This window comes from Streptomyces sp. NBC_00582 (assembly GCF_036345155.1).
GTDB lineage: Bacteria > Actinomycetota > Actinomycetes > Streptomycetales > Streptomycetaceae > Streptomyces.
This window is the reverse complement of record NZ_CP107772.1, coordinates 9,767,467-9,791,920: the sequence shown is the minus strand read 5'-3', so window position 1 is coordinate 9,791,920 and position 24,454 is coordinate 9,767,467. Positions and strand designations below refer to the sequence as shown.

Here is a 24,454-nt window from a genome sequence, read left to right as displayed (position 1 = left end):
GGACCAGCCGCTGCTCGGACGCCGGCCACGGGCCTTCGCGGACTGGTGCGCACGCAACGCGGAGGCGTTCCGGGGTCTGCATCCGCCTGGCCGGCGGACCGCCCCGCCCCGCTCGCGTCCCGCTGATCGCTCAGCCGGCCCTGTCGGCCCTGTCGTCCCTCCCCGTGCCCTTGCTTTCCTGCAGCACGAGCAGGGCGATGTCGTCGAGGCGCTGCCCGATGGTGTCGGTCCTGCTCAGTACGGCGTCGATGAGCCGGTGCAGGTCCCGGTCGCCGGCCTCGGCGAGGTGCCGTACGAGGCGGTTGATGGAGTCGTCGAGGTCGACTCCCGGTGTTTCGACGAGGCCGTCGGTGTAGAAGGCCAGCAGCATGCCCTCGGCGAGCGGAATCTCGGTGACGGGGAAGACGGCGTCGGGGTCGATGCCGAGGAGCGGCCCGGGCGGGACGTCGAGGGGCCGGGTCTCGCCGCCGGGGAGGCGCAGGATCGGTGGGGGGTGGCCGGCGCTGGCCAGGGTGACGCGTCGGCGGGCGAGGTCGAGGTGGGCGTAGAGGCAGCTGGTGAACAGGTCGGGGGCGAGGTCGGTGAGGAGCCGGTTGGTCCGGTGGAGCACCTGGTCGGGGGATGCGCCGAGGGTCGCGTGGGCGTGGACGCCGGTGCGGACCTGGCCCATCAGGGCGGCGGCGGCGACGTTGTGGCCCTGGACGTCGCCGATGACGGCCGCCGCGGTGGTGTCGCCGAGGCGGATCAGGTCGTAGAAGTCTCCGCCGATGTCCATGCCGCGGGTGGCGGGCAGGTAGCGGGCGGCGACGCGCAGGCCGTCGATCGTGGGCAGGCGGCGCGGGAGCAGTGCCTGCTGGAGGCCGTGGGCGAGTTCGTGTTTCGTGTCGTAGAGGCGGGCGCGGTCGAAGGCCTGGGCGATGAGTCCGGCGAGTGAGGTCATGACGGCGCGTTCGTCGGCCGGGAAGGTGTGCGGGCTGTCGTAGGACAGGACGCAGATGCCGACGGGGCGTCCGGAGATGATCAGGGGGAGGAAGGCCCAGGCCTGCTTTCCGCTGGCCGGCGGGGCCTCCGGATGGGTGCGCCGCATCTCCTCCGCGTCGGCGTAGAACGCGGGGATACCGCTGGCGAGGGCCTGTCCGGCCGGGGTGAAGGCGGTGTCGAGGGGGAGGCCGTCCAGGCGGGCGATGGTGTCGGAGGCGTAGCCGCGGTGGCCGGTGATCCGTAGCCGGCCGGCGTCGGCGGTCGACAGGACCAGGCCTTGAGCGCCGAAGGCGGGCATGATCTGGTCGGCGACCAGGTCGACGACGTCCTGGACGCCGACGACCTCGGTCAGCGCGGCGGCGAGATGCGTGAGCTGGTAGAGCTGGCCGGCTCGGGCCGGGACGGAGTCGGCTTCGGAGCCGGAGGCCGGCGCGGCGCGCGTGCTCGTCGGTGTGGGCGGCAGGTGCGTTCCGCTGGGGACGATACGGACGCTGATGCCGCTGTCGTCCGGGAACAGGTGGATGTCCAGCCACAGGTCCGGCGGACGGCACGCGGTGAACGAGACGGGCTCCCGGCTGATCACCGCGGCACGGTAGCGGTCCTCGTAGACGGGGTCGTCGAGCCAGCGCAGGGACTGCCACGGCACGGTGCCCAGCAGTTGGTCGGCCTCGCGGCCGAGGAGGTCGCCGGCACCGGTGCTGACGTAGGTGAGGCGTCCTTCCAGGTCCAGGGCGCAGCTTCCGCCGGGCAGGCGCTCGACGAAGTCGGCGACGGCCAGCGCCGGAGGCGCGTATCCGCGGCCGGCTCCGACGGGGACGGCCCGCGGCCGCTCACGGCGGGCCGGACCCGTCCGCTCGGCGGCCTCCTCCAGCAGCCGGGCCAGACGGCGGCAACTGGACGTGATGTTGCCGCGCTCGCGCGGGGTCATGTGGGGCGGGCGCGTGGCGGGCCACATCAGCAGCAGGGTCCCCCACCGCCGGACGCCGCTGACCGGCGCGGCGGCCAGCGCCAGCGGGTAGGGCAGCACCACGGCGGTGCGCGGATAGGAGCGGACCATCTCCTCCTGGCTGCCGACCCACACCATACGGTCCTCACGGACGGCGTCGGCCACGGGCGCGGGAGAGGCGAGCGCGACCCTCGCCCAGGGAGCGGCGAACTCGACGGGCACCCCGCACACCGCCTCCAGGGACAGCAGCCGTTCGTCCGGCGCGAGCAGGTACAGGGCGCCGATGGACGCACCGGTCCGGCGCACCGTCTCCGCGAACGCGGCGTCCAGTGCGTCGGAGTCCCTGCCCGGCTCACCCATACCGGTCATGCCCTCCACTCCCCTCGGGGCGGCTTCTCCGCGGCGCACAGCAGCCCGCCGGCAGTGATCCGTGTGGTGGCGGTGAACATCCGGGCAGGCGCCGTCACCGGGCCGGCCCCCTGCATGTCGCCCCACACCACGCTCTTCTCCCCCTCATGCTGAGCGCTGTGACCGCACTCCTGCCACTCACGGCCGCGGCCGCGAGCGGCAGCCGGACCGGCCTCGTCGGCGCGTCGTGTGGGCGGGGATCGGGAGCCGACGCGCACGGTTCGGGTGAAGGGCGGGGGGCTCGCCGGGGCCGGCGGGCTCGGGTGACGCCCTGCGCCCCCTGCCGAGCCGCCCGGCCGCCCCGGCCCGCTCGTCGCGCACCGCGGTGAGGTCGCCCGGGAGGCGATGGGGCTCGCCGATGACAGCGTCCACTTCCACGCTTCCCACCTGCCCCGGACAACCGCTTTTGTCACCATTGCCCGGAGTCTGACCGGTGGTGCGGGTGAACGTGCTGAAGAACGCCCTGGTCGCGTGTCGGTGCTCCGGCTCGGGCCCTTGGAGATGCCGATGTCAGGGCTTGAGGCGGCCGGTGGCGAACATCGCGGCCGACCAGGCCGTGAGCACCGCCGCGAGGCCCCACACCACCCCGAGGGCCAAGGACGCGTCGACGTCGCCGTGGCCGAGGAAGCCGATCCGTTCGACCTGTACCAGCCAGAAGACGGGGTCGAGGTGGCTCAGGGCGGCCCAGAGGGGCGGGAGTTGGTGGACCGAGTAGAAGACACCGCCGAGGAAGCCCAGCGGCAGCAGGATGATCGACTCCATGGAGTAGACGTGGTCGAGGGACTTGGCGTGACCGCCCGCGATCACGCCCACCTGTGCGGCGACCAGGAGCACCCCGAGCGTGCCGGACAGCAGGACGAGGGGGCGGGCCGGGGCGCCGGAGTGGGTGAGCGGGAGCGCCACCGCCAGGACGCCCGCGCCCACGACGACGCCTCGGGCGACACCTCCGCCCACCAGCGCCGCGTTGATCTCCCACCATCTGAGCGGGCTGGCGAACACGTCGTTGATGTACTGGTCCCGCCGGGCCTCGAAGAGGCTGGTCGTGCCGTTGAAGAAGCCGACGTTGACGATCGCCTGGGTGAAGAGTCCGGGCACGATGAACCTGCCGTAGCCGATGCCGTCGATCGTGTCGACGTGCCGGCCGAGAGCGGATCCGAAGACGACGACGAAGAGCACGGTCGACAGCACCGGACCCACGACGCTGTAGCGCCAGATGGTGAGGAAGCGCAGGATCTCGCGCTCCAGGAGCCACAGGAAGGGTGACCGCTCCGGGCGGAACGGCTCGTCGTGGGCCGGGAGGGGCGGGGTGTCGGTGACGGTCACGAGGGCACCTCCTCCGCCGTGATCACCCGGTCGTAGACCTCCGAGATGTCCCGGGCCTCGTACCGTTCCCGCAGTGAGGCGGCGGAGCCGCGGTCGACGATCCGGCCCGCGCGCAGCAGCGCGATCTCGTCGCACAGGGTCTCGGCCTCCTCCAGGTAGTGCGTCGTGAGCAGGACGGTGGTGCCGGCCGCGTTCAGACCCTTGACGACCCGCCAGATCTCCGTGCGCAGTTCGACGTCGACGCCGGCGGTGGGCTCGTCGAGGATGAGGAGGCGGGGGCGGTGCATGAGCGCCCGTGCGAGGACGAGACGCCGTTGCATGCCGCCGGACAGTTCGTAGGCGCGTACGTCGGCCTTGTCGTCGAGGCGGAACAGGGCGAGCAGTTCGTCGGCGCGCCGGACGGCCGCCTTGCGGGCGATGCCGTGGTAGCCCGCGTGGTAGATCAGGATCTGCCGGACGGACAGGAACCGGTCGACGTTGATCTCCTGAGCGGCCAGCCCCAGCAGCCTGCGTGCCTGACGGCCGCGGTGGTCGTGGCCGAAGACGGAGAGGGTGCCGGCCGTCGGGCGGACGAGGTTGCACACCGCGCCGATCAGCGTGGTCTTCCCCGCGCCGTTCGGGCCGAGCAGGCCGAAGAAGGCGCCGTCCGGTATCTCCAGGTCCAGCCCGGCCACCGCGGTGAAGCCGCCCTCGTACGTCTTGCGCAGGCCCTCGACGCGCAGGGCGGGCGGGCTCCCGCCGCTCCGGGAGGCGGCGGGAGTCACGAGCGGGTCAGTCATGGAACTGGTTCGCGGGGACCGGGAGCCCGTAGTGCTCGCGCAGGGTCGTGCCCTCGTACTCCTCGCGGAACAGCCCCTTGCCGCGCAGGATCGGCAGGACGTGTTCGATGAAGGCCGCGAGACCCGAGGGGAGCGCGGGTGCCATGATGTTGAACCCGTCCGCGGCACCGCCCTCGAACCAGGCGATGATGGTGTCCGCGACCTGCTCGGGCGTGCCGACGAACTCGAAGTGGCCCCGTCCGCCGCCGAGCCGGGAGATGATCTGGCGGACCGTCAGGCGCTCCCGCACGGCGAGCTCGATGATCAGGTCGGAACGGCTCTGGGAGCCTTCGAGCTTCGGCCTGGCGAGGATGAACTCCGGTAGGGCCGCGTCGAGTTCGAAGACCGACGGCTCCGTCTCGAACACGGCTGCCAGCTGGCGCAGCCCGTACTCCGGGACGCGCAGCTCGTCGAACTGCCGCGCGAGCGCCCGGGCCTCCTCCTCGGTCGACCCGATGTACGGGACGATGCCCGGCAGGACGACGACCCCGTCCGGGTCCCGCCCCGCCGCCCGGGTCCGTGCCTTGATGTCGGCGTAGAAGGCGGCCGCGCGCTCGTACGTCGTATGGGCGGTGAAGATCGCCTCGGCGTGCCGGGCCGCGAAGTCCTTGCCGTCCTCGGAGGAGCCGGCCTGCACGAGCAGGGGGTAACCCTGCGGTGGGCGCTCGACGTTGAGTGGGCCGGCCACCTTGAAGTGATCGCCCCGGTGGCCGAGCGGGTGCAGTCGTGCGGGGTCGGCGTAGCGTCCCGTGGCCTTGTCCGCCACGACGGCCTCGGACTCCCAGCTGTCCCAGAGCGCCTTGGCGACCTTCAGGAACTCGTCGGCACGGGCGTAGCGCTCGGCGTGCCCGGGCCGGTCGTCGAGGCCGAAGTTGGCCGCCTCGTCCGCCCCTGCCGAGGTGACGATGTTCCAGCCGGCCCGGCCGCCGCTGACATGGTCGACGGACGCGAGCCGGCGGGCGAGGTTGTACGGCTCGTTGTACGTCGACGACACGGTCGCGATGAGGCCGATCCTGCTGGTCGCCTGGGACAGCGCGGTCAGCAGGGTCAGCGGCTCGAGCTGGCCCGGCGGCCGGAACTCGCCGGTGCCGATGAGGGCCGGGCCGTCCGCGAGGAACAGCGAGTCGAAGGCGGCGCTCTCGGCCAGCTGCGCCAGTTCGATCCAGTGCCTCAGGTCGAAGTCCGCCCGGGGATTGCTGTGGGGAAGCCGCCACGCTGCCTCGTGGTGGCCCGCCTCCATGAGGAAGGCGTTGAGGTGGAGCCGGCGCCGTCTCGCGCTCACGGTCTTTCTCCTTTACGTGTCGAGGTGGACGGCGGGGCTCAGTCGACCGTCAGCCGGGAGCTGTCGTAGCCGGCCGGGAGGAGGTTGTCGGTGATCGACGCGACGTCGACCTTCTTGGTGATCTGGCCCGCTTCCTGGAAGGCGTCGGCGAGCTTCTGCTCCAGCTCGATGTCGGACTGCTCCACCGGTGTCACCCGGTTGGAGTAGGCGGCCAGTGACGCCTTGGCGTCGGCCAACGGGATGCCCTGCTCCTGCGAGAGCGCCTTGGCGTACTGGTCGGGGTTCTTGACCGCCCAGGCGAACTCCCGGGAGAGCCTTTTCAGGACGTCCGTGAGAGCGGCACGCCGGGTCTTGTCCTTCAGTGACGTGTCGCTCGCCACGTAGTAGCTGCTCGTCTGGTCGATCGGCGGGAGACCCTTGACCAGGATGCGCGCGCCGTTCTTGACCGCGATCGCCGACTGCGGGTTCCAGATCGACCAGGCGTCCACCTTGCCGGTGTTGAACGCCGTCGCGCCGGCGGCCGGGTCGAGGAAGACCAGCTTCACGTCCTTGGGGGTGAGGCCGACGCTCTTCAGCGCGTTCAGGGCGAGACCGTGGGCCGAACTGCCCTGGGGCACGGCGATCCTCTTGCCCTTGAGGTCGGCGGCCGTCCTCAGCTTGGAGCCCTTCGGCACGATGATGTTCTCCACCGCCTGGTCGGGTGTGAGCGAGCGGTTCACGGCGACGATCTTGAAGCCGTACTCCTTCGCGGCCCCGGTGATCGGCGGTACGTCGCCGACGCTGCCCAGGTCGATGTCGCCCGACGCGGCGGCCTGCACGAGCGGCGGGCCGTAGGTGAAGCGCGCGAACTTGACCTTGTAGGACGCGTTGTCGAACACGCCGGTGAGCTTCGCGAGGGCCTCGCTGCCGTCACCGCCGTTGTCGCCGATGGTGAAGGTGTACTTGCTCCACTCGGGGTGCTTGGCGTCGCTCGACTCGGCGGCGTTGCTCAGCGGCGCGGCGGTGTCCGACTCCGATCCGCAGGCGACGAGGGTGCCCGCCAGGGCGAGCAGGCCGACGGCGCCGATGACTCTGCTGTTCCTCTGGCGCGAGTTTCTCTTGAGCGTGTTTCTCTTACGCATGGGATGTCGTGTGCTTTCTGTGCCGGGTGAGTGTGTTCGGGTGTCAGTGCTGGCCTGCGAGGCCGAGGTCTTCCAGGAGCCGGGCGCGGAGTTCCTCGCGGGCGACGCTCGCTTCACGGTCGGCGGCGGAGAGGCGGACGTCGTGCGAGGCGCCGATGCGGCCGTTGCTCATGACGACGACGCGGTCGGCCAGGGCGATCGCCTCGTCGACGTCGTGGGTGACGAGCAGCATGGCGGCGTGGTGCTTGGTCCGCAGCGCCCGTACGAGGTCGTGCATACGCAGTCGGGTGATCGCGTCGAGGGCCGCGAACGGCTCGTCCAGGAGCACGAGTTCGGGCTCCGAGACCAGGGCCCGGGCGAGGGACACCCGCTGGGCCTCGCCACCGGAGAGTTCCTTGGGCCATGCCTTCTCGCGGCCCGAGAGTCCGACCTCGGCGAGCACGTCGCGGGCGCGCTGTTCCGCGTCGGCCCCGTGCAGCCCGAGCGTGACGTTGCGCAGGACGCGCTGCCACGGCAGCAGACGGTCGGCCTGGAAGACGATCGCCCGTCGGGCCGGGACCTCCACGCGTCCCGCGTCGGGCCGGTCCAGTCCGGCGAGGAGGCGCAGGAGGGTGCTCTTGCCGCAGCCGGAGGGGCCGAGCAGGATCACCAACTCCTCGTCGGCGATGGTGAGATCGAGGTGGTCGAGCACCGCCCGCTCGCCGAACCGGCGGACCACCTGCTCCACGACGACGCCGGTCTGCCGACGGGGCTCGGTCGTGACTGCGCTGCTCATGACGCCTCATAACTGGGTCGCCACCGCAGCAGCACCCGCTCGAGAACCCGGACGAACTGGTCGGCGAGCAGACCGAGGAGCGAATAGATCACCAGCCCCACGAAGACCTGGTTGGTCTGGAGATACGTCTGCCCTTGAGTGATGAGAAAGCCGAGTCCCTTGTCCGCGTTGACCGTTTCGGCAGCGACGAGGCCCAGGACGCTGTACGCGAGAGAGAACCGCAGGCCGACCAGGAACCCCGGCAGGGCGCCGGGCACCAGGACGCGCGTCACCAGGCGCCATGTGCCCGCGCCCGTCGTGCGGGTCATCTCGATCAGCCGCTGGTCGACGCCCCGGATCGCGGCGAACAGGTTGAGGTACATCGGGACGCCGGCTCCGAAGGAGATCAGCAGTACCTTCGTGAGTTCGTCGATGCCGAACCACACGATCATCAGCGGCAACACCGCCAGCAGGGGAATCGTGTTGAGCACCTGGACGACGCCGTTGAAGAGGTACTCACCGCTGCGCAGCAGACCGCCGAGCACCCCGGCGACGATGCCCACCGTCAGACCGATCGCCAGACCGATGCCCGCCCGCTGCAGCGAGATGGCCAGGTCGGGGCCGAGGACGCCCTGCTGCCACAGGTCGGCGGCGGACTTCACGATCGAGGTCGGCGCCGGAGCGTAGGTCTTCGACACCGCTCCCGCCCGGGCGAGTGCCTCCCAGACGACGAGAATCAGGACCGGTGTCGTGTAGATGCCCAGCGGCCAGCGAAGTCGCTCACGGAGCGTGCTGAACCGCGTCCGGCGGCGGGCGTCGCGCGGCAGGAACACCTCGCGCTCCCGCACGCGCGCCGTCCCGGTGTCCTGGCCCTTGGCGAGGGCCGGCGCCTTGAGGCCGATCTCGGTCATGCCGCAGCCTCCAGCACACTCGTGTAGTGCGAGGCGTCGCCGAGAAGTTGCTCGCTGCGGCGTCCGTCGACGCCCACCGGCACCTCTCCGGCGATCGTCACCCGGTTCAGGCGGCGCGGGTGGTCGTCGTAGTTGTCCACCCCGTAGTGCTGGGTGATCCGGTTGTCGAAGATCAGCAACTGGTTCGGGGACCAGGTCCAGCGCAGGATGTTCTCGGGGCGGGTCACGTACGACTGCAGGATGCGCAGCAGATCCGCCGACTCGCTGCCCGACAGGCCGACGACGCGGTGAGCGAACCCGCCGATGAACAGCCCGCGTTCACCCGTCAGGGGGTGCACCCGTACGACCGGGTGCTCGGCCTCGTAGGGCGTCGAGACGAAGACGCGGTCGTACTCCGCCCGTGCGGCGGAGGTGGCCTCGGGGCGCGCGTAGTCGTACTGGTTGGTGTGCACGACGCGCAGGGTGTCCGCGAGGGCGCGCAGCGGTTCGGGCAGGTCACGGTAGGCCGCGGCGGCGTTGGCGACGAGCGTCTCACCGCCGTAGGGCGTCGTCACGATGGACCGGAGCGTGGTGAGCTGCGGCGGGTTGACCACGAACGTGACGTCCGTGTGCCACTCGTTGGCCTTGGAGGTGTCGCTGTCGACGGCGAGTACGTTCGTCGTGCCGTCGACGGCGGGCACATTCGGATGAGCGGTCGTCGGCTCGCCGAACCAGCCGGCCACGCGCTCCTGGCCGGCGTTGTCGAGCCGCACGTCGTCGAAGACGATCGCCTTGTGCTCGTTGAGGGCGTCCCGGAGCGCCGTGACCGTCGAGGGGTCGGGCGGTGCCGTGAGGTCGACGCCCTCGACGACCGCGCCGATGCGGCCGGTGAGCTTACGGATGGACGGAGGCATGAGGGGGTCCCTCCCGGACGGACGGGCGCACCGAAGGGTGCTGGGGATCGGGGAGTCGGGGTGAATGGGCTGGTGCCGCGCAGGCGTGAACGACCGCACGGGGAACGCGGGTTGGCGAGGCCGGAGAAGCGAGCGCGTGGTCGCGCGACCGCTGCGGCCGCGTTCTCAGCGACCGTGTCGGCGTGCGCGGACGGGCTCCCGGCTCATGCGGAGAAGGAGAGGAGGCGGAGAGCCCTCAGAGGGTGGAAAAAACGACGATCCCGCGGGGAGGCGTCGCGGTGCGGGCGGCTTCCTACCGCCTCTGACCGGCGCGCGCCGTCGGCGCACACCGGCTGCCGCCGGGGACCACGTGCCGGCTCAGCGACAACAAAACGCGCTGGAGACGTGCGCCAGATCGATGTGGCGCCGCCGGGTCAGGTCCACGCGCGGGTTCATGGACGGGAGTTCAGCAGACGCCCACCGCGTTGGTCAATAACTTCCCGGACAGGTCTTGCATTGCGGACACGGCGAGCGCGGGACGACGGGTCGGTGATCGCCTTCGTTCAGCGTCTGAGGGCCCCTGCCCACCTGTACATCACCGACGTCACGCGCTGGAGGCCGCCGTGAAGTGCAGCGCCCTCGCCGAACGTCCGCCCCTGGTCGAGGTCTGCCCTCTCGACCGGGCCCGCGAGGCGTACGACCGAACAATGGCCGCCGAGACCCACTTCCGGGCCGTGCTGAAGATCTCCGGCTGAGGGCCCGACGGCGTCCTCTCAGGTGCGCTGTTGGGCCTGCGGAAGGCGCCCGGTGTGGTGCCCGTGTGGCGGGTGAAGAACTTGCCGAAGTCGGTGGGTTCGGGGAACCCGAGGCGGCGGGCGATGGTGGCCACCGGTTCGTCGGTGTGCGCGAGCCGTCGCCTGGCCTCCAGAGCGACACGGCCGTCGATGACGTGCTTGACGGGCTGCCCGGTGGCGGCCGTGCAGGCGCGGGTGAGGGTCTTGACGGTGTAGCCGAGCCGGTCGGCGTAGTCGGCGGCGCGCCGGGTGGTGGCGTACGAGCGTTCCAGCTCGGCGCGGAAGTGGGCGTAGACCCCGCCGCCCGTGTGCGGGGTGCCGCCGCCCTCAGGATCCGGCAGCCGGTCGATCCGCAACAGCACGGTGGCCAGCAGGAGTTGAAGGATCTCCGCCGACACCGCCTGATCGGCGCGGTCGCACTCGGCCCGCATCTGCCCCAACAAGGTGGAGAGGGCGGCGAATTCGGGGCTCGTACCGAGCTGCCAGTACACGGGGCCGTACCACTCCTTCACCAACCGCTCCGCACTGCTGAAGCGTGGCGGGAAGGAGGGCGTGAAGAGGAGGTGTGTGCCGTTGGTGGTGCCGGGGCCGGCGAAACGCTGCACCTGTCCCGGCCGGATCCACACCAGGGTCCCCGGGCGGCAGGGATGCGTCACGAAGTCGATCGTGTGCTCTCCCCATTCCCTCCGTGACCAGCGTGAGGGTGTGGAAGTCCACCCGGTGGACCGCGTGGGGCAGACTGCGCCGACGCCGGCGCCGCTCGTGCAGGGTCGCCAGGTCGACGATCTCGAAGCCGGGGACCCGTTCCTCGGGCGGGTTGAAGTCGAGCCGGGGAATCACCCCACCCGAGGAAGCGCCAACCCCCTCCGCCCGGCAGACCGAGCTGCTGGAGGCGGCGTACCAGTACGCCCTCGCCCACGGCCTGACCGACATGTCACTGCGGCCGCTGGCCGAGGCGATCGGCTCCAGCCCGGGGCCCGCTCTTCCTCTTCGGAAGCAAGGACGGCCTGGTGCGGGCGCTGCTGGCACGTGCCCGCACGGACGAGCCGGCGCTCCTGGACCGGGCCCGGCAGCCCGATCTCCCCGCCGGGCTGGTCCCGGCCGTCGAGCGGGTCTGGGCGTGGCTCGCGGCGAAGGAGCACCGGCCACTGCTGCGGCTGTGGGCGGAGGCGTACACGCGGTCCCTGGTCGAGCCCGACGGGCCCTGGGCCGGTTTCGCCCGTGCCACGGTGGAGAGTTGGCTCGACGTCCTGGCCGACTGCCAGCCGCCGGCCGAACGTGACGGCCAGGACGGTGGCGCCCGCCGCACCCTGGCCCTGGCCGTCCTGCGAGGCGCCCTGCTCGACCTCCTCGCCACCGACGACGAGGAGCGGCTCACCGAGGCCGTCGAGCACCAGCTCGCCCTGCTGCGGGACTGAGGTCCTGACGACCGAGGCCGTAAACGACCGAGGTTTCACGACGGAGGTTCTACGACGCCTCCCGCCGACGCTTCTTGACGAACCATCTGCCCGCCGAGGCCACGAAGGCCAGCGCCCCCGCCGCCAGCGCCCAGTGCTGCCCGGGCGAGAGCGGCTCCTGCCACCGCCAGAACGGCGCGGGTGCGGCCTCCACCGAGATGGTGTCCCTGTCGTTGCCGGGCACGGGGTCGTTCGGACCGTACACGGTGAGGGAGCCCTTGGCGCCGGGGATCCGCTTGTCGATACGGATGTGGAAACCGATCGTGACCGGGGCCCCGGGCCGCGGGGCGCTCCACTCCGAGAGGTCGCACAAGAAGAAGGAGTTGTCCTCGTCCTGCGGCGGCCGGCAGGAGTACCGCCGATCGTCGTCGTCCCCTTCCCAGGGAATGGACGTGATCGTGGTCCCGGCCGGGGGCACCACCGCGAAGGTTCCAAGGGCTCCGCCGTCGGGGGAACCGGGGCCCAGGTTCGCCACACCGAGCCGGACCACGACGGTGTCCCCCACCCTGCCCCTCACCGTTTCGGTGACAGGGGTGTAGGCGGCCGGCGGGGACGGCTCAGCTGCGGCCTGTCCCGCCGCGACCCCGAGCACGGCCAGAGACATACCGGCGGCACCCATCCGGCGCACCACGGCCCGCTCAGCCATGCGGCCCGAACCTTTCCGCAAGCATCCCCTGTCCCCCACCCCCGCTGACTCGGCGGGCTCGAAAACCAGTGGTACACCGCCACTGTGCACCATTACCTTGCTGCGGACCCAAGTCGTCTGATCAAGGACGTGCCGTTGTACACCCTGTGAGACCTCCCGAGCGCTGAATCGTCGCGCGTCGCGCCTGTGCGCCGCGCCTCTTTTTGCTGCGGACTTCTCACTGAAACCGGTGTACTCCTGTGCTCACCAACTGGGTGGTCATGCCCACCTGCCTGCCGCTCGTCATGCGCCGTTGCTCCACGTGCGCGTCCCGGCGCTTCCGCTCAAGCGGCAAATTCCGCGTCAACGCGAACCACAAGCTCATCGACGCCTGGCTCCTCGTGCTCTGCACCGGGTGCGGGGAGACGGCGAAGCTCACGCTCCTGGAGCGGACGCCTGTGCGCTCCGTACGTCCCGAGCTGCTGGACCGGCTGCATGACAACGACCTCGGCCTGACGGCAGCACTGCTCCAGGATCCGGGCGTGCAGCGCCGTAATCGCGTCGCACTCGACTGGGACGACGCCTGGCGTCTCGACACCGGCGGAACGGAGCACCTGGACCGCGAGGTGATCGACGTCTCGGTGCACTTCGCCGCACGGATCCCGGTCCGGCCGGCACGACTGATCGCCGAAGGCTGCGGTCTCTCACGGGCCACGGTCGAGAGACTGATCACGGAAGGCAAGCTCGTTTCGGCGGTCCGGCTGAGCGGCAGGCTCTCGGGCGACTTCACCTTCACGCTCAAGCGCTGAGCCCGCCGGGACCAAGGGCCTGTCCGGCACGTTCCGCCGGGCAGGCCCTGGTTGCTCCGGTGTGCCAGGCATGAGGCCGCCCAACTCGCCCGGTTGGAGCGGGAGTACGGCACCCGTCGGGGGGTCGCCCACGACACCGCCACCGGACGCGCCCTCACACATCGCGCGGACGAGCTCTTCCCGATCTGCTCGGTGTTCAAGACGATCGCCGCGGCCGCCCTCCTGAGGCATCTTTCGCCTGTCCCCGCTCAAGCACCGCAACTTCCATGCTTAACCGTGGGGATGTCCACCAGCACCTTGCCGACGGTGCCGCCCTCCACCGCCCGGTGCGCGTCGGCGGTGGCTTCGAGCGGAAAGCGGACCAGCGGGAGGCCGTGCTCCTCCCCGACCGGCAGGGCGCCGTCGCGGACCGCGGCGGCGACGTCCTCGGCGGCGGCGCCGAGCACCTGCGGTCCGGCCGTGTACAGGACGAGGAACTGCAGGCGGGTGTTCAGCACCATGTTCCGCAGTACGTCCAGTTCGACCGGCTTGCCGCCGAGGTTGGCGTACGTCGAGATCGTGCCGCGGGTCCGCAGTACGGCCAGGTCCAGCACGAGGTTCGCGCCCAGGGCGACCTCGGCGACGAGGTCGACGCCGTCCGGGGCGATTGCGCGGATCTCGGCGGCCGGGTCACCCTCACGGTAGTCGACCACGTGGTGGGCCCCGGCAGCGGTGGCGAGCCGGGCCTTGCGGGGGCCGCTGACCGTGCTGATCACGGTGGCGCCGGCCCACCGGGCGAGCTGGATCGCCGCGTGGCCGACCGCCCCGGCCCCGCCCGCGACGAGCACCGCGGCCCCGTCGAGTGCCCCGGGCCGCAGACGGCGGGGCCCGTCCTCGGCGACGGTCAGCGCGCGGTGGGCGGTGAGCGCGGGGACGCCCAGCGACGCGCCCACGTCGAAGCCGGCGTCGTCGGGCAGGGGTACGGCGCGTTCGGCGGGCACGACGGTGGCCTCGGCGGCGGTACCGGTGGGCCGTCCGGCCGCGGCCATGAACACCCAGACCCGCTGGCCGACCCGGCTCCGGTCGACCCCCTCGCCCACGGCGTCGATCGTGCCGGCGCCGTCGAGGTGCGGGGTGACCTCGGGGAAGCGCTTGGGGTGGTCGGCGCCGTGGCGGGCCTGCCAGTCGGTCGGGTTGACCCCGGACACGGCGACCCGGACCCGTACCTCGCCGGGGCCGGGCGCGGGCAGGTCACGGTCGACGAGCCGGAGAACCTCCGGGCCGCCGTTGTCGCGGTAAACGATCGCCTTCATGGTCCGTCCTTGGAGAGTTGTGGCTCGGTGAGGAAGAGGTCCCGGCACGGCCGGAAGCTCGTCGTCGTCGGGTGGTTCGGTGCGGGGTCGCATGTCCGCTTCCCCGGGGTCCGGTCAGCTGATGGGGACCTCGTGGGAGCGGGACTCGACGGCGTCCAGGGCGGCCAGGGTCGCGCTGTCGAGGGTGATCCCGGCGACCGCCATGTTGGCCTCCAGGTGGGCGAGGTCGGCGGTGCCGGGGATGAGGAGCACGTGGGGCGCGTGGTGCAGCAGCCAGGCGAGGGCGACCTGCGTGGGCGTGACGCCGAGGGACTCGGCGACGGCACGCACCACCGGCTCCTCGGTCGCCTTGGGCAGGCCCGGGAAGGCGCCGCCGAGCGGGAAGAACGGCACCCAGGCGATGCCCTCGGCCTGGCACAGCCGCAGCAGGTCCTCGTCGTCGCGGGAGACGAGACTGTAGGCGTTCTGCACGCAGGCGACACCGGCCGGCAGGGCACGGCGGAGCCCGTCGAGGGTGACGCCGCTCAGGCCGATCGCACCGATCTTGCCCTCGTCGCGCAGGGCGGTCATCACGGCCAGCTGGTCGTCGAGGCCGACGATCTGGTCGCCCTCGGGACGCAGCCCGGGGCCGGAGTCCAGGCGTCGGAGGTTGACCACCGGGAGCCGGTCGAGGCCGAGGCTGCGCAGATTGTCCTCCACGCCGGCGCGCAGCTGCTCGGGACGCTGCGCCAGACGCAGCGGGAGGGGCCCTCCGGGGTCGGGGGCGGCGCCGACCTTCGTGACGACCAGGACGCCGTCTTCGTCGCGGAGAACGTCGCGGAGAACGTCCCGGATCACCTCGTTGGCGAATCCGTAGCCGTAGAACTCGGCGGTGTCGACGTGGTCGACGCCGAGCTCGACCGCGCGGCGCAGCAGCGCGACGGCCTCCTCGCGGCGGCCGTGCAGGCGTTCGAGCTGCAACGCGCCGTAGCCGATCCGGGAGACGGTGCGGCCTGCCAAGGAAGTCGTCGCGGTGGTCATGACGTCGTCTCCTCAGTCGGTGCGTGCAGGGCGGTGTACAGCAGTTCGGCCTGGTAGAGCGCCATGAGTCGGCGGGCGATGGGGGTGGCGCGCTCCCCTGCCTCGGCGGGCTCGTGGTGCTCGGCCTTGACCAGCCAGGCCGTGACGCAGTCGTGGAGCATGGCGCGCATCCGGTCGGTCATGTCGACGACGATGTCGCGGACGGCGGGGTTGGTGGTCGCCTCGCCCCAGGTCTGTACGCCGACCCGGGCCTCGGCGGGGTCGATCGCGGCGATGAGCCGGGCGAGCAGTTCATCGGGGTCGGGCGGGGTGTCGCTCGCGGCGTACCGGCCGAGCACCTCGGCGCGCTCGGCGAGGACCTCGCGGGCGGCGGCCTGGACCAGCTCGGCCTTGCCGCTGTAGTGGGCGTAGATCGAGCCGGCCGAGAGCCCGGACTCGGCGGTGATGTCGGCGATCGAGGTCCGTTCCAGACCGTTGCGCCCGAAGCAGCGTACGGCGGCCTCCGTGATCTGGGCACGCCGGAGCTCCTTGCGCGCGTCGGTGAGCCGGGGCATGGCGATCCTCCCTCAAAAAGAGCGGCGGTTCTGCTTATGAAGCCACTCTACAAGCAGAACCGCGGTTCTTTTTACAGTCGGCCCCGTCCCATTTCCCGTAGGGCGGGGACGCTTCCCGGTGTGCGGTGGTAGGACGGGGGCTGTCATCGGCACGGTGGACGGCAGGCAGCGGGCGGGCCCAACCAGGGCGCGCGGGAGGGGAGTTGGGCATGACGGCGGAGAACATCGACGATGTCGTGGACGGGCTGGCCGGGATCGTGCGGGAGGCCGCCCGCGACGGTGACCGGGTCGGGTACTTCGCGGCGCTGTACCGACAGGTGACGGTGGAGGTCCGTACGGCCATCCACGGCGGGCTCTTCGAGGACGGCGCCCGCATGGACCGTTTCGACACCCACTTCGGCAACCGCTACTTCGACGCGTACGACGCCTGGCGCCGTGACCGGAGCGGGCCGCGCTGCTGGCGGGAGGCGTTCGGACTGCTCGACGACGCCGACACCGTCATCGTCCAGCACCTGCTGCTCGGCGTGAACGCGCACATCAACCTCGACCTGGCCATCGCCGCCGCACGGACCGGCCCGGGCGAGGCCATCCACACCTTGCGGCACGACTTTCTGCTGATCAACGACATCCTCGCGCGGGTGGTGCTCGCGGTGCAGGACTCGGTCGACGGTCTGTCACCACTCCTGTCGGTGCTGGACAGGATCGGAGCCCGTACCGATGAGCGGATCCTCGACTTCAGTGTCCGCCAGTCCCGCGAGGAGGCGTGGTACAACGCCCTCCTGCTGGCCGGCCAGAGCGAGAAGGAACGCACGGCCACCGTCGAGCGGCTCGACGTCCGGGCCGCCGTACTCGCGCGGCTGATCGCGCGGCCGGGCGGCGTGGTGCGGCCGGCTCTGCAGCTGATCCGGAGCACCGAGAACGACGACGTGCCGGCCGTCATCACGCATCTGGACCAGGCCATGGGGCGGCCGCGGGAAGACCGCGGTGGCCGAGGCGCTCCCGTCAGCGGATGAACGCGGAGAACCTCGCGGTGATCGTCTCGAGGTCCGCGTCGTGGGCGAGCAGCGTCCGGAGCAACAGGCGTGCCCGGTACGGGCCGAGGTCGCCGGCCGGGACGAGGCCCCGGCCGATCAGGTCCCGCTCCGAGCCGGGGTAGCCGTAAGTCGCGGTCAGGACGGGGCCGTTGTCGATGCGTGAGGCGAGGACGACGGGGATGCGCCCGGCGAGCCGCCCGAGACCCTCGACGAGCCGCTCGGGGACGTGTCCCCCGCCGAAGGCGGCGACCACCAGCCCGTCGCACCGGCCGTCCCACGCCTCCAGCAGCGTGCCGTCGTCACCGAGGCTGACGGTGTACAGGCCCACGCGGACGTCACGGGCCGCCGGCGCCAGGGGGTCCGTGCGCGGGGGAAGCGGGGACGTCAGCAGGACACGGCCCTCCGCGATCAGGCCCACGGGTCCGGTGCCGGGCGAGGTGAAGGCGGCGGGGCTGGTGGTGTGGGACTTGCGGACCCGGCGTGCCGCGTGGATCTCGTCGTTCAGGACGACCAGCACCCCGCCCCCGCGCACCCGCGGGTCCGCCGCGGCGACGACCGCCCCGTACAGATTGGCCGGCCCGTCAGGACCCGCCAGGGTGGGGTTGCGCATCGCGCCCGTCACCACGAGCGGCTCGTCATGACGGTGGTGGAGGTCGAGGAGGAACGCGCTCTCCTCGATCGTGTCCGTGCCCTGCACCACCACCACACCGTCGACGCCCCGGCGGCGAGGGTCCGGTCGATCGCCCCGGCGAGTGCGGTGAGATCGTCGAAGTCCAGCGACGCACTGGGTACCCGACGGACCTCCCGCAGCCGCAGATCGATGGGGTGGGCGTCCAGGCCGGGGACGGCGGCCAGCAGGTCGTGCGCGGAGAGGGCCGGTACGACCCCTCCGGTCGCCGGGTCGGTGGTCATGGTGATGGTGCCACCGAGGGTGAAAACGGCCACCGTCCTTCGCACCGCACCTGCCGTCACTGCGACCTCCCGTCCCGCTGGGCCTGGTTGATCCCGCGCCCACAGCCTAGGCGCCGAGCGACACCTCCATGTGGGCGAAGCCGCGGGTGACCAGTTGGTCCCGGTAGGCGGGTGGGGCGGTGAGGGTCAGATGGGGGAAGCGGCGCAGCAGGACGGGTACGGCGGCTTCGACCTGCGTTCGGGCGAAGGCGGCGCCCAGGCAGTAGTGCGGGCCCAGCCCGAAGGAGAGCGGCCGGTTGTCCGTCCGGGTGAGGTCGAAGGCGGCCGGGTCGGTGAACTGGCGGGGGTCGCGGTTGGCGGCGGCCAGGACGAGCAGGGCTCTGGTGCCTGCGGCGATGCGGTGGCCGTGGAAGTCGATGTCCGTGGCGGCGGCGCGTGTCAGCACATGGTTCGGGGGGTCGAACCGCAGGGTCTCGGTCACGAAGGCCCGGATGTGGTCGTCGTCGCTCGTCAGTCTGCGGCCCTCGGCGGGGTGGTCGAGGGCGAGCCGTACGGTGCTGCCGATCAGGTCGCTGGGGCTCTGCACGCCGGCGATGAGGAACATCACCAGACTGGCGACGAGTTCCTCCTCGCTCAGCTCCCCGCCGGTGTCCCGGTCCCGGACCATCGTACTGATCAGGTCGTCGCCCGGCCGGCGCCGGCGTTCCCGTACGAGGTCGTCGAGGTAGTCGACCAGGACGTCCATTCCCGCGTCGGCGGGCCGCAGTTCCTCGCGGTCGAAGACGGGCTCGAACGCGGTCGTGGTCGCGGTGATGGCGGTGCGCAGCGCCATCCGGTCCTCCTCGGGGATTCCGAGGAGCTCTCCGGTGACGGTGACGGGGACGCGGGTGGCGAACGCCTCGACCAGGTCGATCGGGCCGCCGTCGTCGAGGGTGGCGAGCCGGGCCGCCCAGTGCTCGGCCGCCCGGACCGCCAGGTGCCGCCGCTCGGCGACCTGGCGGGGCGCGTAGGCCCAGGCGGAGAACCGGCGCATGCGCTCGTGGTCGGGCGGGTTGCTGAACATCATGATCTTGGTGAAGCACTGCCACGAGGAGTGCTCGATCATGCCGGTCGTCCGGTGCACGGTGGCGTCGGTGACCAGGAGGCGGGAGTCGCGCAGGGCGGTGCAGATCTCGTCGTAGCCGAGGACGAGGGTTCCCGAGGGGCCGAGGGGGATCACCGGTCCCAGGTGCCACAGTGCGTCGTACAGGGAGTAGGGGTGGTGTTTTCCGGCCGGGGTGAACAGCTCCGAGAGGGCCTCGGCCGGCCCCATGGCCGGCTCGGTCGGCCGGTGGTCGGTCGCTGGCATGACGTTGCCTCCGTCGAGTCGCTCCGTCGCGGTCACGCAGGGCGGGACAGTTGCTCGGGCCGGCTTCCCGGCGGTTCCTTCGCCGCCCGGAAGTCGGTGTAGAAGCCCGCTTCCGTGTCGTACAGGTGAAGGCCGCGCAGGATCCGCCACAGCCGGCCGAACCCCAGCCGCTCCTCCCTGACCATGCCCGGATGCGCTTCCTTCAAGGCCAGTTGCGCTTGGGGGAGGTTGTAGAACGGGATCGCCGGGGCCACGTGGTGCGCGGTGTGCACGGAGATGTTGTGGGTGAGGAACGACAGCACCCTCGGGTACGCGTAGTCCGTGGTGAGCAGCAGCCGGGCGGCGTTGCGTGTCCAGTGCTGCGAGGTCAGGAAGGGGACGTCGGCGGCGCTGTGGTGCATGAGGGTGGTGGCGCTGAACCACAGGTGGATCATCAGCCACGGCAGGACGAAGTAGGACAGCAGGCCCCGTACGCCGGTGAACACCGTGAGCGCCGACAGACCGGCGACGGCGACGGGCGCGGTGAAGGCGATGGACCGCCACACCTCGCGGCGCATCGACCGCTTGGGGAAGTAGCCGGGGCGGAAGCCCGACACGAACCAGTACCGGACGGTGCCTCCCCAGAAGGCCCAGGTGCGGGTGCCGGCGTAGACGGCCTTGGCGACGGGGGAAAGGCGCTGGTAGGCGTCCGGGGGCAGGGGCCGCCAGTCGGTGTCGAGTTCGAGGTTGTTGGTGTACGAGTGATGCAGATTGTGCACGTGCCGCCAGGAGTGGTACGGGTACACGAGCGGGAGCAGGGCGAAGCTGCCCACGGCGGTGTTGAGACGTCGTGAACGGGAGAAGGAGCCGTGGCCGCAGTCGTGCGCGATGCAGTGCAGGCCCCAGCCGCCGAGGCCGGCCACGAACCACAGCGGGATGTCCAGCAGCCAGGAGGGGGAGAACACGACTCCGGTGATCGCCCCCGTGTAGAGGGCGAGGCTCACGGCGAGCCCGAGCAGCCCGCGGGCCGTGCGCGGGGTGAAGTACTCGCGCGGGATCGACTCCGTCAGGTGCCGCCCCTCCAGCGCCCGCGACTTGTCCAGGAACTCCTCGAACCGCCGGTCCGGGCTGGTGGGTGTGGAGCTCAGGGCCATGATGTCCTCGCTCTCAGTGGCTGCTCTCCTCGACGAGCCGCCGGCCGAGATGGGCGGCCACGGCGTCGATGGAGGAGTGCTCGTACAACAGGGCGGGCGACAGGCGGAGTTCGACGAACTTCTCGAGCTTTCCGCACATCTGTATGCCGGCGCGGGAGTCGAGCCCGTAGTCCTCGAAGGACCGGCTCGTGTCGACCGCGGCGGGTTCGACGGACAGCCTGTTCACCAGGTAGTCGACCATCCACGCGCGGATGGCGTCCTCGGTGACCGGGCCGTCGGGGGTGCGTTCGTTCTTGTCACGGCGAAACACGCTGGGACTCCTGTCGTTTCCGGGCGATACGTGCGGCCGAGGGCTCGTGCAGATCCCACACGAGGTGCAGCCGGCCGAGGACGGTCAGCACCCAGCCGCTGAGGTCGGGCTCCCACCACCGGACGGCGTGGCGGTAGGACCCGGGAAAGGCGTGGTGGTTGTTCTGCAGTCCCTCGCCGAAGGTGAGGACGGCGACCCACCAGTTGTTGGTGCTCTTGTCGCCGTTGTCGAACGGCCTGCTGCCGAAGGCGTGGCAGAGCGAACCGACGCACCACGCGGCCTGGTTGGCGACGAAGATCCGGGCGAGGCCGCCGAAGACGAGGCCGGAGAAGGCGGACAGGGCCGTGTGCCCGACGGCGAAACCGATCGCGGCCGGGAGGACGAGCCCCGCCAGCACCCAGGTCGGGTAGAGGCGGTGGTGCAGGACCAGGCGCCGCTCACGCAGCACGTCCGGCGCGTAGACGGACCACTTCGACGACTCCTCGCTCAGCATCCACGGCATGTGCGCGTACCACAGGCCGCGCAGCCGGGCCCGCCACTCCGTGCCGTGCAGGTGGGGCGAGTGCGGATCGCCTTCGCGGTCGGCGTACTTGTGGTGTCTGCGGTGGGTCGCCACCCAGAACAGCAGCGGGCCCTGTGCGGCCATCGACCCGGCGGCCATCAGGACGTCCTGGAACCAGGGCGAGGTCTTGAACGCCCGGTGGGCGAGGTACCGGTGCAGCCCGACGGTGACTCCGCCGAGGTGCACGCCGTAGAACACCCCGAACAGCACCGCGTCGGTCGTCGTGCCTCGCCCGGTGACCAGGAGGTATCCGGCGGCGACGGTGCCGATGAGCGGAAGGACCATGGTGGTCAGTGCCGAGAATCTCTTGACCCGCAGGCTTCTGGGGTCGAGCCGGACGATGCCCGCCGGGGCGCCGACAGCCGCCATGGTTCACTCTCCTTCTCTTGTCCGGACTGCCTGAGCCCATTTCGCGCGCGGCGGGTAGCGGACGTCCGACACCAGTCCCGCCCGGTCCAGGAGGCCGATGACCCCGCCGGTGAGGTCGAGCTGCCAGAAGCGGTGCCGGTTGTGCGCCAGCGACGGCTGCGAGTGGTGGTTGTTGTGCCAGGACCCGCCCACGGAGACCGGCGCGAGCACGGCGAGGTTCTGGCTGGAGTCACGGGTGTCGTACGGGCGGTGGCCCAGCGTGTGTCCCAGCGAGTTGACCGTCCAGGTCACATGGTCGAGGACGAACATCCGGGCGAACCCGCCCCACAGCAGTCCGCCGAGCGCGTCCACCGGCCGGCCGGTGATCGCCCAGCCCACCGCGGCCGGCAGGGCCAGGCCGAGGGAGATCCACCCGATGTAGTAGCGGTCGATGGTGTGGACGTGGCGGTTGCGGAGCAGGTCGGGAACGAACTTGGCCCAGCCTTCGCGCCGGACCGTGAACAGCCAGCCGACATGGCCGTGCCACAGACCGCGCACGACCGCCAGCCGGCCCTCGCCCCGAGGGCGCGGCGAGTGGGGATCGCCGTCCCGGTCGGCGAAGGCGTGGTGCTTGCGGTGCACCGACACCCAGAACAGGATCGGCCCCTGTGCCGCCATGCTGCCCGCGACACCCCACAGGAATGTCAGCACCGGACCGGCGGAGAACGAGCGGTGCGAGAAGAACCGGTGCAGCCCTCCCTCGACGCCCAGGGAGGTGACGAGGTACATGCCGGTGAACAGCGCGAAGTGCAGCCACGACCAGCCGTGGTGGACGGTGAAGACGATCGCGGCCACGAAACCGGCCGTGGACCCGCCGACGGTGGCGCAGGCGAGCGCGAGGGCGAGGCGGTCCGTGGGCGGGGCGCGGTGCGCATCGGCCGGTGGCCCGGCTTGGGCTTCAGGTCTCATGACACGGCTCCCTCGTCCCCGGATCCATCGGAGGGTACGAGGGCGCCGGCCAGGGAGTGCTCCAGGTACGCCGTCCGGGCTGCTCCTCGGCGGATCTTGCCGCTGGTGGTCAGGGGAATGGAGCCGACCCGCACGAGGTGCACCGCGCTCGGCCGGACGCCGTGGTCGGCGGCCACCGCGGCCAGCAGTCTGCCGCGCAGGGCGTCGAGTTGGGGTCGGGTCCGGCGGCTGTCGCGCACCTCGGCGACCACCATGACGTGTTCCTCGGGTGTGCCGGGCACGGCGAAGGCGACCGACCGGTGCACGGACGGGTCGGCGCGGTCGACGGTGCGCTCGATGTCCTGGGGGTAGAGGTTGCGGCCGGCCACCACGAGCAGACCGCTGATCCGGCCGGTCACGAACAGGTCGCCGTCGCGCAGATAGCCGAGGTCACCGGTCCGCAGATACGTCTTCCGCTCACCGTCCCGCGGAGCGGCACGGCCGGCGGGCGTCGCGCCGAACACCGCGGCGGTCGGTCCGGGTCGACGGTGGTAACCGGTGGCGACGCCGGGCCCGTGCACCCAGATCTCCCCGATCTCGCCGTCGCCCAGGACACGGCCGGAGTCGGGATCGACGACCAGCAGTTCGTGGCCCTCAGCCGGTCCACCGCACCCGACGAGGGGGACGGTGCCGTTCGGCGTGTCGGCCGCGCCGCGCGAGAGCGCCACCCTGCCCTGCGAGAGCTCCTCCCGGTCCGCCCATTCGACGCTGAGGGCGGCCCCGGGTGCCTTGGCCGTCACGAGCAGGGTGGCCTCGGCGAGCCCGTAGCAGGGGATCAGTGTCCTCTCCCGGTAGCCCAGGGGCTCGAACCGCTTCCGGAAGGCGCGGAGGGTGTCGAGGGCGATCGGCTCGGAGCCGCAGAAGACGTGCCGGAGCGACGACAGGTCCACACCGGCGAGGTCCTCCTCCTCGACGGTGTCCGCGCAGAGCTGGAAGGCGAAGTTCGGCGCGACGGTGATGGTGACCCGGTAGTCGCCGATCGCCCGGAGCCAGCGCGCCGGCTGCTGGACGAAGTGCTCCGGTGTCATCATCAGCAGCGGCCAACCGCCGTGCAGCGCCAGCATGATGGTGCCGATGAGCCCCATGTCGTGGTACGGCGGCAACCAGGTCAGCCCGACGCGGTCGTCCTCGGCGCCGATGTGCCGGCCGATGGCGTGGCAGTTGCTCATCAGGTGGGCGTGGGTCAGTTCCACGCCCTTCGGGTCGCCCGTCGAGCCGGACGAGTACTGGATCAGCGCGATGTCCGTCGGCGGCGCCGGATCGTCCGGCGCCGTCGGGACCTGTGCGTCGCCCGGCGTCCCGCGGGGTTCGTCGTCCAGCGGGATCAGCCGCGGTAACGGCTCCCCCGCGGCCGCCGTCCCGGCGAACCGCCGCTCATGGCGGGAGTCGGCCAGGATCGCGCCGGGCGCGCAGTCGGCCAGGATCGAACGCAGTCGGGTCACGGCGCGCCGGTTCGTCGGCGGAAAGGCCGGTACGACCGTCGCTCCGGCCCGGAGTACACCCATGAGCCCCGCCACGAACCGCAGTCCGGGCCGGCCGGCCACCACCACGCGGTCACCGCCGTGCCCCGCGGATCTCAACCTCGCCGCGAGGGCGTCGGAGTACCGCTTCAGTTCGCCGTAGGTCCACGACTCGATGTGGTCGCTCGTCCCGTCGGCGAGGAAGCGGAACGCCGTTCGGTGAGGCGTCGACCGTGCCCGGCGGTCGAGGACCTCGATGAGCGTCGCATCCGGTCGTTCCCGCTCGCGGGTCACCGCCCCTTGTCCCACCGAACCCCTTCCCAGAGCCGCCGGGTCGGGGCGCTCCCGCTACTCAGGCTGAACTCGTGAGTC

22 protein-coding genes and 2 pseudogenes are annotated in these 24,454 nt (G+C 71.6%); 3 read left to right on the top strand and 21 right to left on the bottom strand.

Annotated features, from left to right (window positions below):
• Nucleotides 1–130: 130 nt before the first annotated feature.
• From OG852_RS44325 to OG852_RS44285, 9 genes and pseudogenes are all read right to left on the bottom strand, one after another.
• On the bottom strand, nucleotides 131–2,296 hold the full coding sequence (locus tag OG852_RS44325) for a SpoIIE family protein phosphatase (RefSeq protein WP_133914298.1): 2,166 nt from the start codon (nucleotides 2,294–2,296) through the stop codon (nucleotides 131–133).
• A gap of 549 nt (nucleotides 2,297–2,845) precedes the next feature.
• On the bottom strand, nucleotides 2,846–3,658 hold the full coding sequence (locus tag OG852_RS44320; protein ID WP_330350848.1) for an ABC transporter permease: 813 nt from the start codon (nucleotides 3,656–3,658) through the stop codon (nucleotides 2,846–2,848).
• Nucleotides 3,655–4,437, bottom strand: a complete 783-nt coding sequence (locus OG852_RS44315; protein ID WP_330350847.1) for an ABC transporter ATP-binding protein — start codon at nucleotides 4,435–4,437, stop codon at nucleotides 3,655–3,657. The genes OG852_RS44320 and OG852_RS44315 overlap by 4 nt, the downstream gene beginning before the upstream one ends.
• Nucleotides 4,430–5,758 (bottom strand): LLM class flavin-dependent oxidoreductase, encoded by a 1,329-nt coding sequence (locus tag OG852_RS44310; protein WP_330350846.1) that lies wholly within the window; start codon nucleotides 5,756–5,758, stop codon nucleotides 4,430–4,432. Before OG852_RS44310 ends, OG852_RS44315 begins: the two co-directional genes overlap by 8 nt.
• A gap of 38 nt (nucleotides 5,759–5,796) precedes the next feature.
• Nucleotides 5,797–6,879, bottom strand: coding sequence for an aliphatic sulfonate ABC transporter substrate-binding protein (locus OG852_RS44305; protein WP_330350845.1), 1,083 nt, complete (start codon nucleotides 6,877–6,879; stop codon nucleotides 5,797–5,799).
• A 43-nt stretch (nucleotides 6,880–6,922) separates the two neighbouring features.
• A complete protein-coding gene (locus OG852_RS44300; RefSeq protein WP_330350844.1) occupies nucleotides 6,923–7,654 on the bottom strand; it encodes an ABC transporter ATP-binding protein in 732 nt (243 codons plus the stop codon).
• Complete coding sequence (locus OG852_RS44295; RefSeq protein ID WP_330350843.1) at nucleotides 7,651–8,544, bottom strand: ABC transporter permease; 894 nt, start codon at nucleotides 8,542–8,544, stop codon at nucleotides 7,651–7,653. The genes OG852_RS44300 and OG852_RS44295 overlap by 4 nt, the downstream gene beginning before the upstream one ends.
• The gene (locus OG852_RS44290) at nucleotides 8,541–9,437 is read right to left on the bottom strand and encodes a TauD/TfdA dioxygenase family protein (protein WP_133914304.1); all 897 of its coding nucleotides are present in this window, start codon (nucleotides 9,435–9,437) and stop codon (nucleotides 8,541–8,543) included. Before OG852_RS44290 ends, OG852_RS44295 begins: the two co-directional genes overlap by 4 nt.
• Nucleotides 9,438–10,206: 769 nt before the next feature.
• Nucleotides 10,207–11,143, bottom strand: a pseudogene (locus tag OG852_RS44285) (helix-turn-helix domain-containing protein); the annotation flags it as partial.
• Here OG852_RS44285 and OG852_RS44280 point away from each other — a divergent pair.
• Nucleotides 11,046–11,628 (top strand): annotated as a pseudogene (locus OG852_RS44280) (TetR/AcrR family transcriptional regulator). The pseudogenes OG852_RS44285 and OG852_RS44280 sit on opposite strands and share 98 nt — an antisense overlap.
• 49 nt (nucleotides 11,629–11,677) lie before the next feature.
• On the opposite strand, the gene OG852_RS44275 reads toward OG852_RS44280, so the two are convergent.
• Nucleotides 11,678–12,313, bottom strand: a complete 636-nt coding sequence (locus tag OG852_RS44275) for a hypothetical protein (protein ID WP_330350842.1) — start codon at nucleotides 12,311–12,313, stop codon at nucleotides 11,678–11,680.
• A 239-nt stretch (nucleotides 12,314–12,552) separates the two neighbouring features.
• Here OG852_RS44275 and OG852_RS44270 point away from each other — a divergent pair, with 239 nt between their 5' ends.
• Nucleotides 12,553–13,101 carry a DUF1062 domain-containing protein gene (locus OG852_RS44270; RefSeq protein ID WP_330350841.1) on the top strand — a complete coding sequence of 183 codons (549 nt, stop codon included), beginning with the start codon at nucleotides 12,553–12,555 and terminating at the stop codon, nucleotides 13,099–13,101.
• Nucleotides 13,102–13,349: 248 nt separating this feature from the next.
• Here OG852_RS44270 and OG852_RS44260 read toward each other — a convergent pair whose 3' ends face one another.
• From OG852_RS44260 to OG852_RS44250, 3 genes are all read right to left on the bottom strand, one after another.
• Complete coding sequence (locus tag OG852_RS44260; RefSeq protein WP_330350840.1) at nucleotides 13,350–14,393, bottom strand: NADPH:quinone reductase; 1,044 nt, start codon at nucleotides 14,391–14,393, stop codon at nucleotides 13,350–13,352.
• Nucleotides 14,394–14,507: 114 nt separating this feature from the next.
• A complete protein-coding gene (locus OG852_RS44255) occupies nucleotides 14,508–15,413 on the bottom strand; it encodes an aldo/keto reductase (protein ID WP_133914310.1) in 906 nt (301 codons plus the stop codon).
• Nucleotides 15,410–15,967, bottom strand: coding sequence for a TetR/AcrR family transcriptional regulator (locus OG852_RS44250; RefSeq protein WP_133914311.1), 558 nt, complete (start codon nucleotides 15,965–15,967; stop codon nucleotides 15,410–15,412). Before OG852_RS44250 ends, OG852_RS44255 begins: the two co-directional genes overlap by 4 nt.
• A gap of 209 nt (nucleotides 15,968–16,176) precedes the next feature.
• On the opposite strand from OG852_RS44250, the gene OG852_RS44245 reads away from it, so the two are divergent.
• Nucleotides 16,177–16,980 carry a DUF5995 family protein gene (locus OG852_RS44245; RefSeq protein WP_330350839.1) on the top strand — a complete coding sequence of 268 codons (804 nt, stop codon included), beginning with the start codon at nucleotides 16,177–16,179 and terminating at the stop codon, nucleotides 16,978–16,980.
• On the opposite strand, the gene OG852_RS44240 is transcribed toward OG852_RS44245, so the two are convergent.
• The 8 genes from OG852_RS44240 to OG852_RS44205 all read right to left on the bottom strand — a co-directional run bounded on the left by OG852_RS44240 (nucleotide 16,970) and on the right by OG852_RS44205 (nucleotide 24,376).
• A complete protein-coding gene (locus OG852_RS44240; protein ID WP_330350838.1) occupies nucleotides 16,970–17,701 on the bottom strand; it encodes an asparaginase in 732 nt (243 codons plus the stop codon). The genes OG852_RS44245 and OG852_RS44240 overlap by 11 nt on opposite strands.
• On the bottom strand, nucleotides 17,620–17,946 hold the full coding sequence (locus OG852_RS44235) for an asparaginase domain-containing protein (RefSeq protein ID WP_330350837.1): 327 nt from the start codon (nucleotides 17,944–17,946) through the stop codon (nucleotides 17,620–17,622). The genes OG852_RS44240 and OG852_RS44235 overlap by 82 nt, the downstream gene beginning before the upstream one ends.
• Nucleotides 17,947–18,019: 73 nt before the next feature.
• Nucleotides 18,020–19,261, bottom strand: a complete 1,242-nt coding sequence (locus OG852_RS44230) for a cytochrome P450 (protein ID WP_330350836.1) — start codon at nucleotides 19,259–19,261, stop codon at nucleotides 18,020–18,022.
• A gap of 32 nt (nucleotides 19,262–19,293) precedes the next feature.
• Nucleotides 19,294–20,394, bottom strand: a complete 1,101-nt coding sequence (locus tag OG852_RS44225) for a fatty acid desaturase (RefSeq protein ID WP_330350835.1) — start codon at nucleotides 20,392–20,394, stop codon at nucleotides 19,294–19,296.
• A 13-nt stretch (nucleotides 20,395–20,407) separates the two neighbouring features.
• Entirely contained in the window at nucleotides 20,408–20,704 is a 297-nt protein-coding gene (locus tag OG852_RS44220; RefSeq protein ID WP_133914314.1) for an acyl carrier protein, read from the bottom strand.
• On the bottom strand, nucleotides 20,691–21,635 hold the full coding sequence (locus tag OG852_RS44215) for an acyl-CoA desaturase (protein ID WP_330350834.1): 945 nt from the start codon (nucleotides 21,633–21,635) through the stop codon (nucleotides 20,691–20,693). Before OG852_RS44215 ends, OG852_RS44220 begins: the two co-directional genes overlap by 14 nt.
• Before the next feature lie 3 nt (nucleotides 21,636–21,638).
• On the bottom strand, nucleotides 21,639–22,583 hold the full coding sequence (locus OG852_RS44210) for an acyl-CoA desaturase (protein ID WP_330350833.1): 945 nt from the start codon (nucleotides 22,581–22,583) through the stop codon (nucleotides 21,639–21,641).
• Nucleotides 22,580–24,376 carry a fatty acyl-AMP ligase gene (locus OG852_RS44205; protein WP_330350832.1) on the bottom strand — a complete coding sequence of 599 codons (1,797 nt, stop codon included), beginning with the start codon at nucleotides 24,374–24,376 and terminating at the stop codon, nucleotides 22,580–22,582. Before OG852_RS44205 ends, OG852_RS44210 begins: the two co-directional genes overlap by 4 nt.
• Nucleotides 24,377–24,454 lie beyond the last annotated feature (78 nt).

Excerpts from the sequence above, each read along its gene's own strand:
- OG852_RS44305 (WP_330350845.1), bottom strand. The coding sequence starts at position 6,879 with ATGCGTAAGAGAAACACGCTCAAGAGAAACTCGCGCCAGAGGAACAGC.
- OG852_RS44255 (WP_133914310.1), bottom strand. The coding sequence starts at position 15,413 with ATGACCACCGCGACGACTTCCTTGGCAGGCCGCACCGTCTCCCGGATC.
- OG852_RS44230 (WP_330350836.1), bottom strand. The coding sequence starts at position 19,261 with ATGCCAGCGACCGACCACCGGCCGACCGAGCCGGCCATGGGGCCGGCC.
- OG852_RS44210 (WP_330350833.1), bottom strand. The coding sequence starts at position 22,583 with ATGAGACCTGAAGCCCAAGCCGGGCCACCGGCCGATGCGCACCGCGCC.
- OG852_RS44315 (WP_330350847.1), bottom strand. The coding sequence starts at position 4,437 with ATGACTGACCCGCTCGTGACTCCCGCCGCCTCCCGGAGCGGCGGGAGC.
- OG852_RS44260 (WP_330350840.1), bottom strand. The coding sequence starts at position 14,393 with ATGAAGGCGATCGTTTACCGCGACAACGGCGGCCCGGAGGTTCTCCGG.
- OG852_RS44275 (WP_330350842.1), bottom strand. The coding sequence starts at position 12,313 with ATGGCTGAGCGGGCCGTGGTGCGCCGGATGGGTGCCGCCGGTATGTCT.
- OG852_RS44245 (WP_330350839.1), top strand. The coding sequence starts at position 16,177 with ATGACGGCGGAGAACATCGACGATGTCGTGGACGGGCTGGCCGGGATC.
- OG852_RS44290 (WP_133914304.1), bottom strand. The coding sequence starts at position 9,437 with ATGCCTCCGTCCATCCGTAAGCTCACCGGCCGCATCGGCGCGGTCGTC.
- OG852_RS44300 (WP_330350844.1), bottom strand. The coding sequence starts at position 7,654 with ATGAGCAGCGCAGTCACGACCGAGCCCCGTCGGCAGACCGGCGTCGTC.
- OG852_RS44325 (WP_133914298.1), bottom strand. The coding sequence starts at position 2,296 with ATGACCGGTATGGGTGAGCCGGGCAGGGACTCCGACGCACTGGACGCC.
- OG852_RS44225 (WP_330350835.1), bottom strand. The coding sequence starts at position 20,394 with ATGGCCCTGAGCTCCACACCCACCAGCCCGGACCGGCGGTTCGAGGAG.
- OG852_RS44295 (WP_330350843.1), bottom strand. The coding sequence starts at position 8,544 with ATGACCGAGATCGGCCTCAAGGCGCCGGCCCTCGCCAAGGGCCAGGAC.
- OG852_RS44215 (WP_330350834.1), bottom strand. The coding sequence starts at position 21,635 with ATGGCGGCTGTCGGCGCCCCGGCGGGCATCGTCCGGCTCGACCCCAGA.
- OG852_RS44250 (WP_133914311.1), bottom strand. The coding sequence starts at position 15,967 with ATGCCCCGGCTCACCGACGCGCGCAAGGAGCTCCGGCGTGCCCAGATC.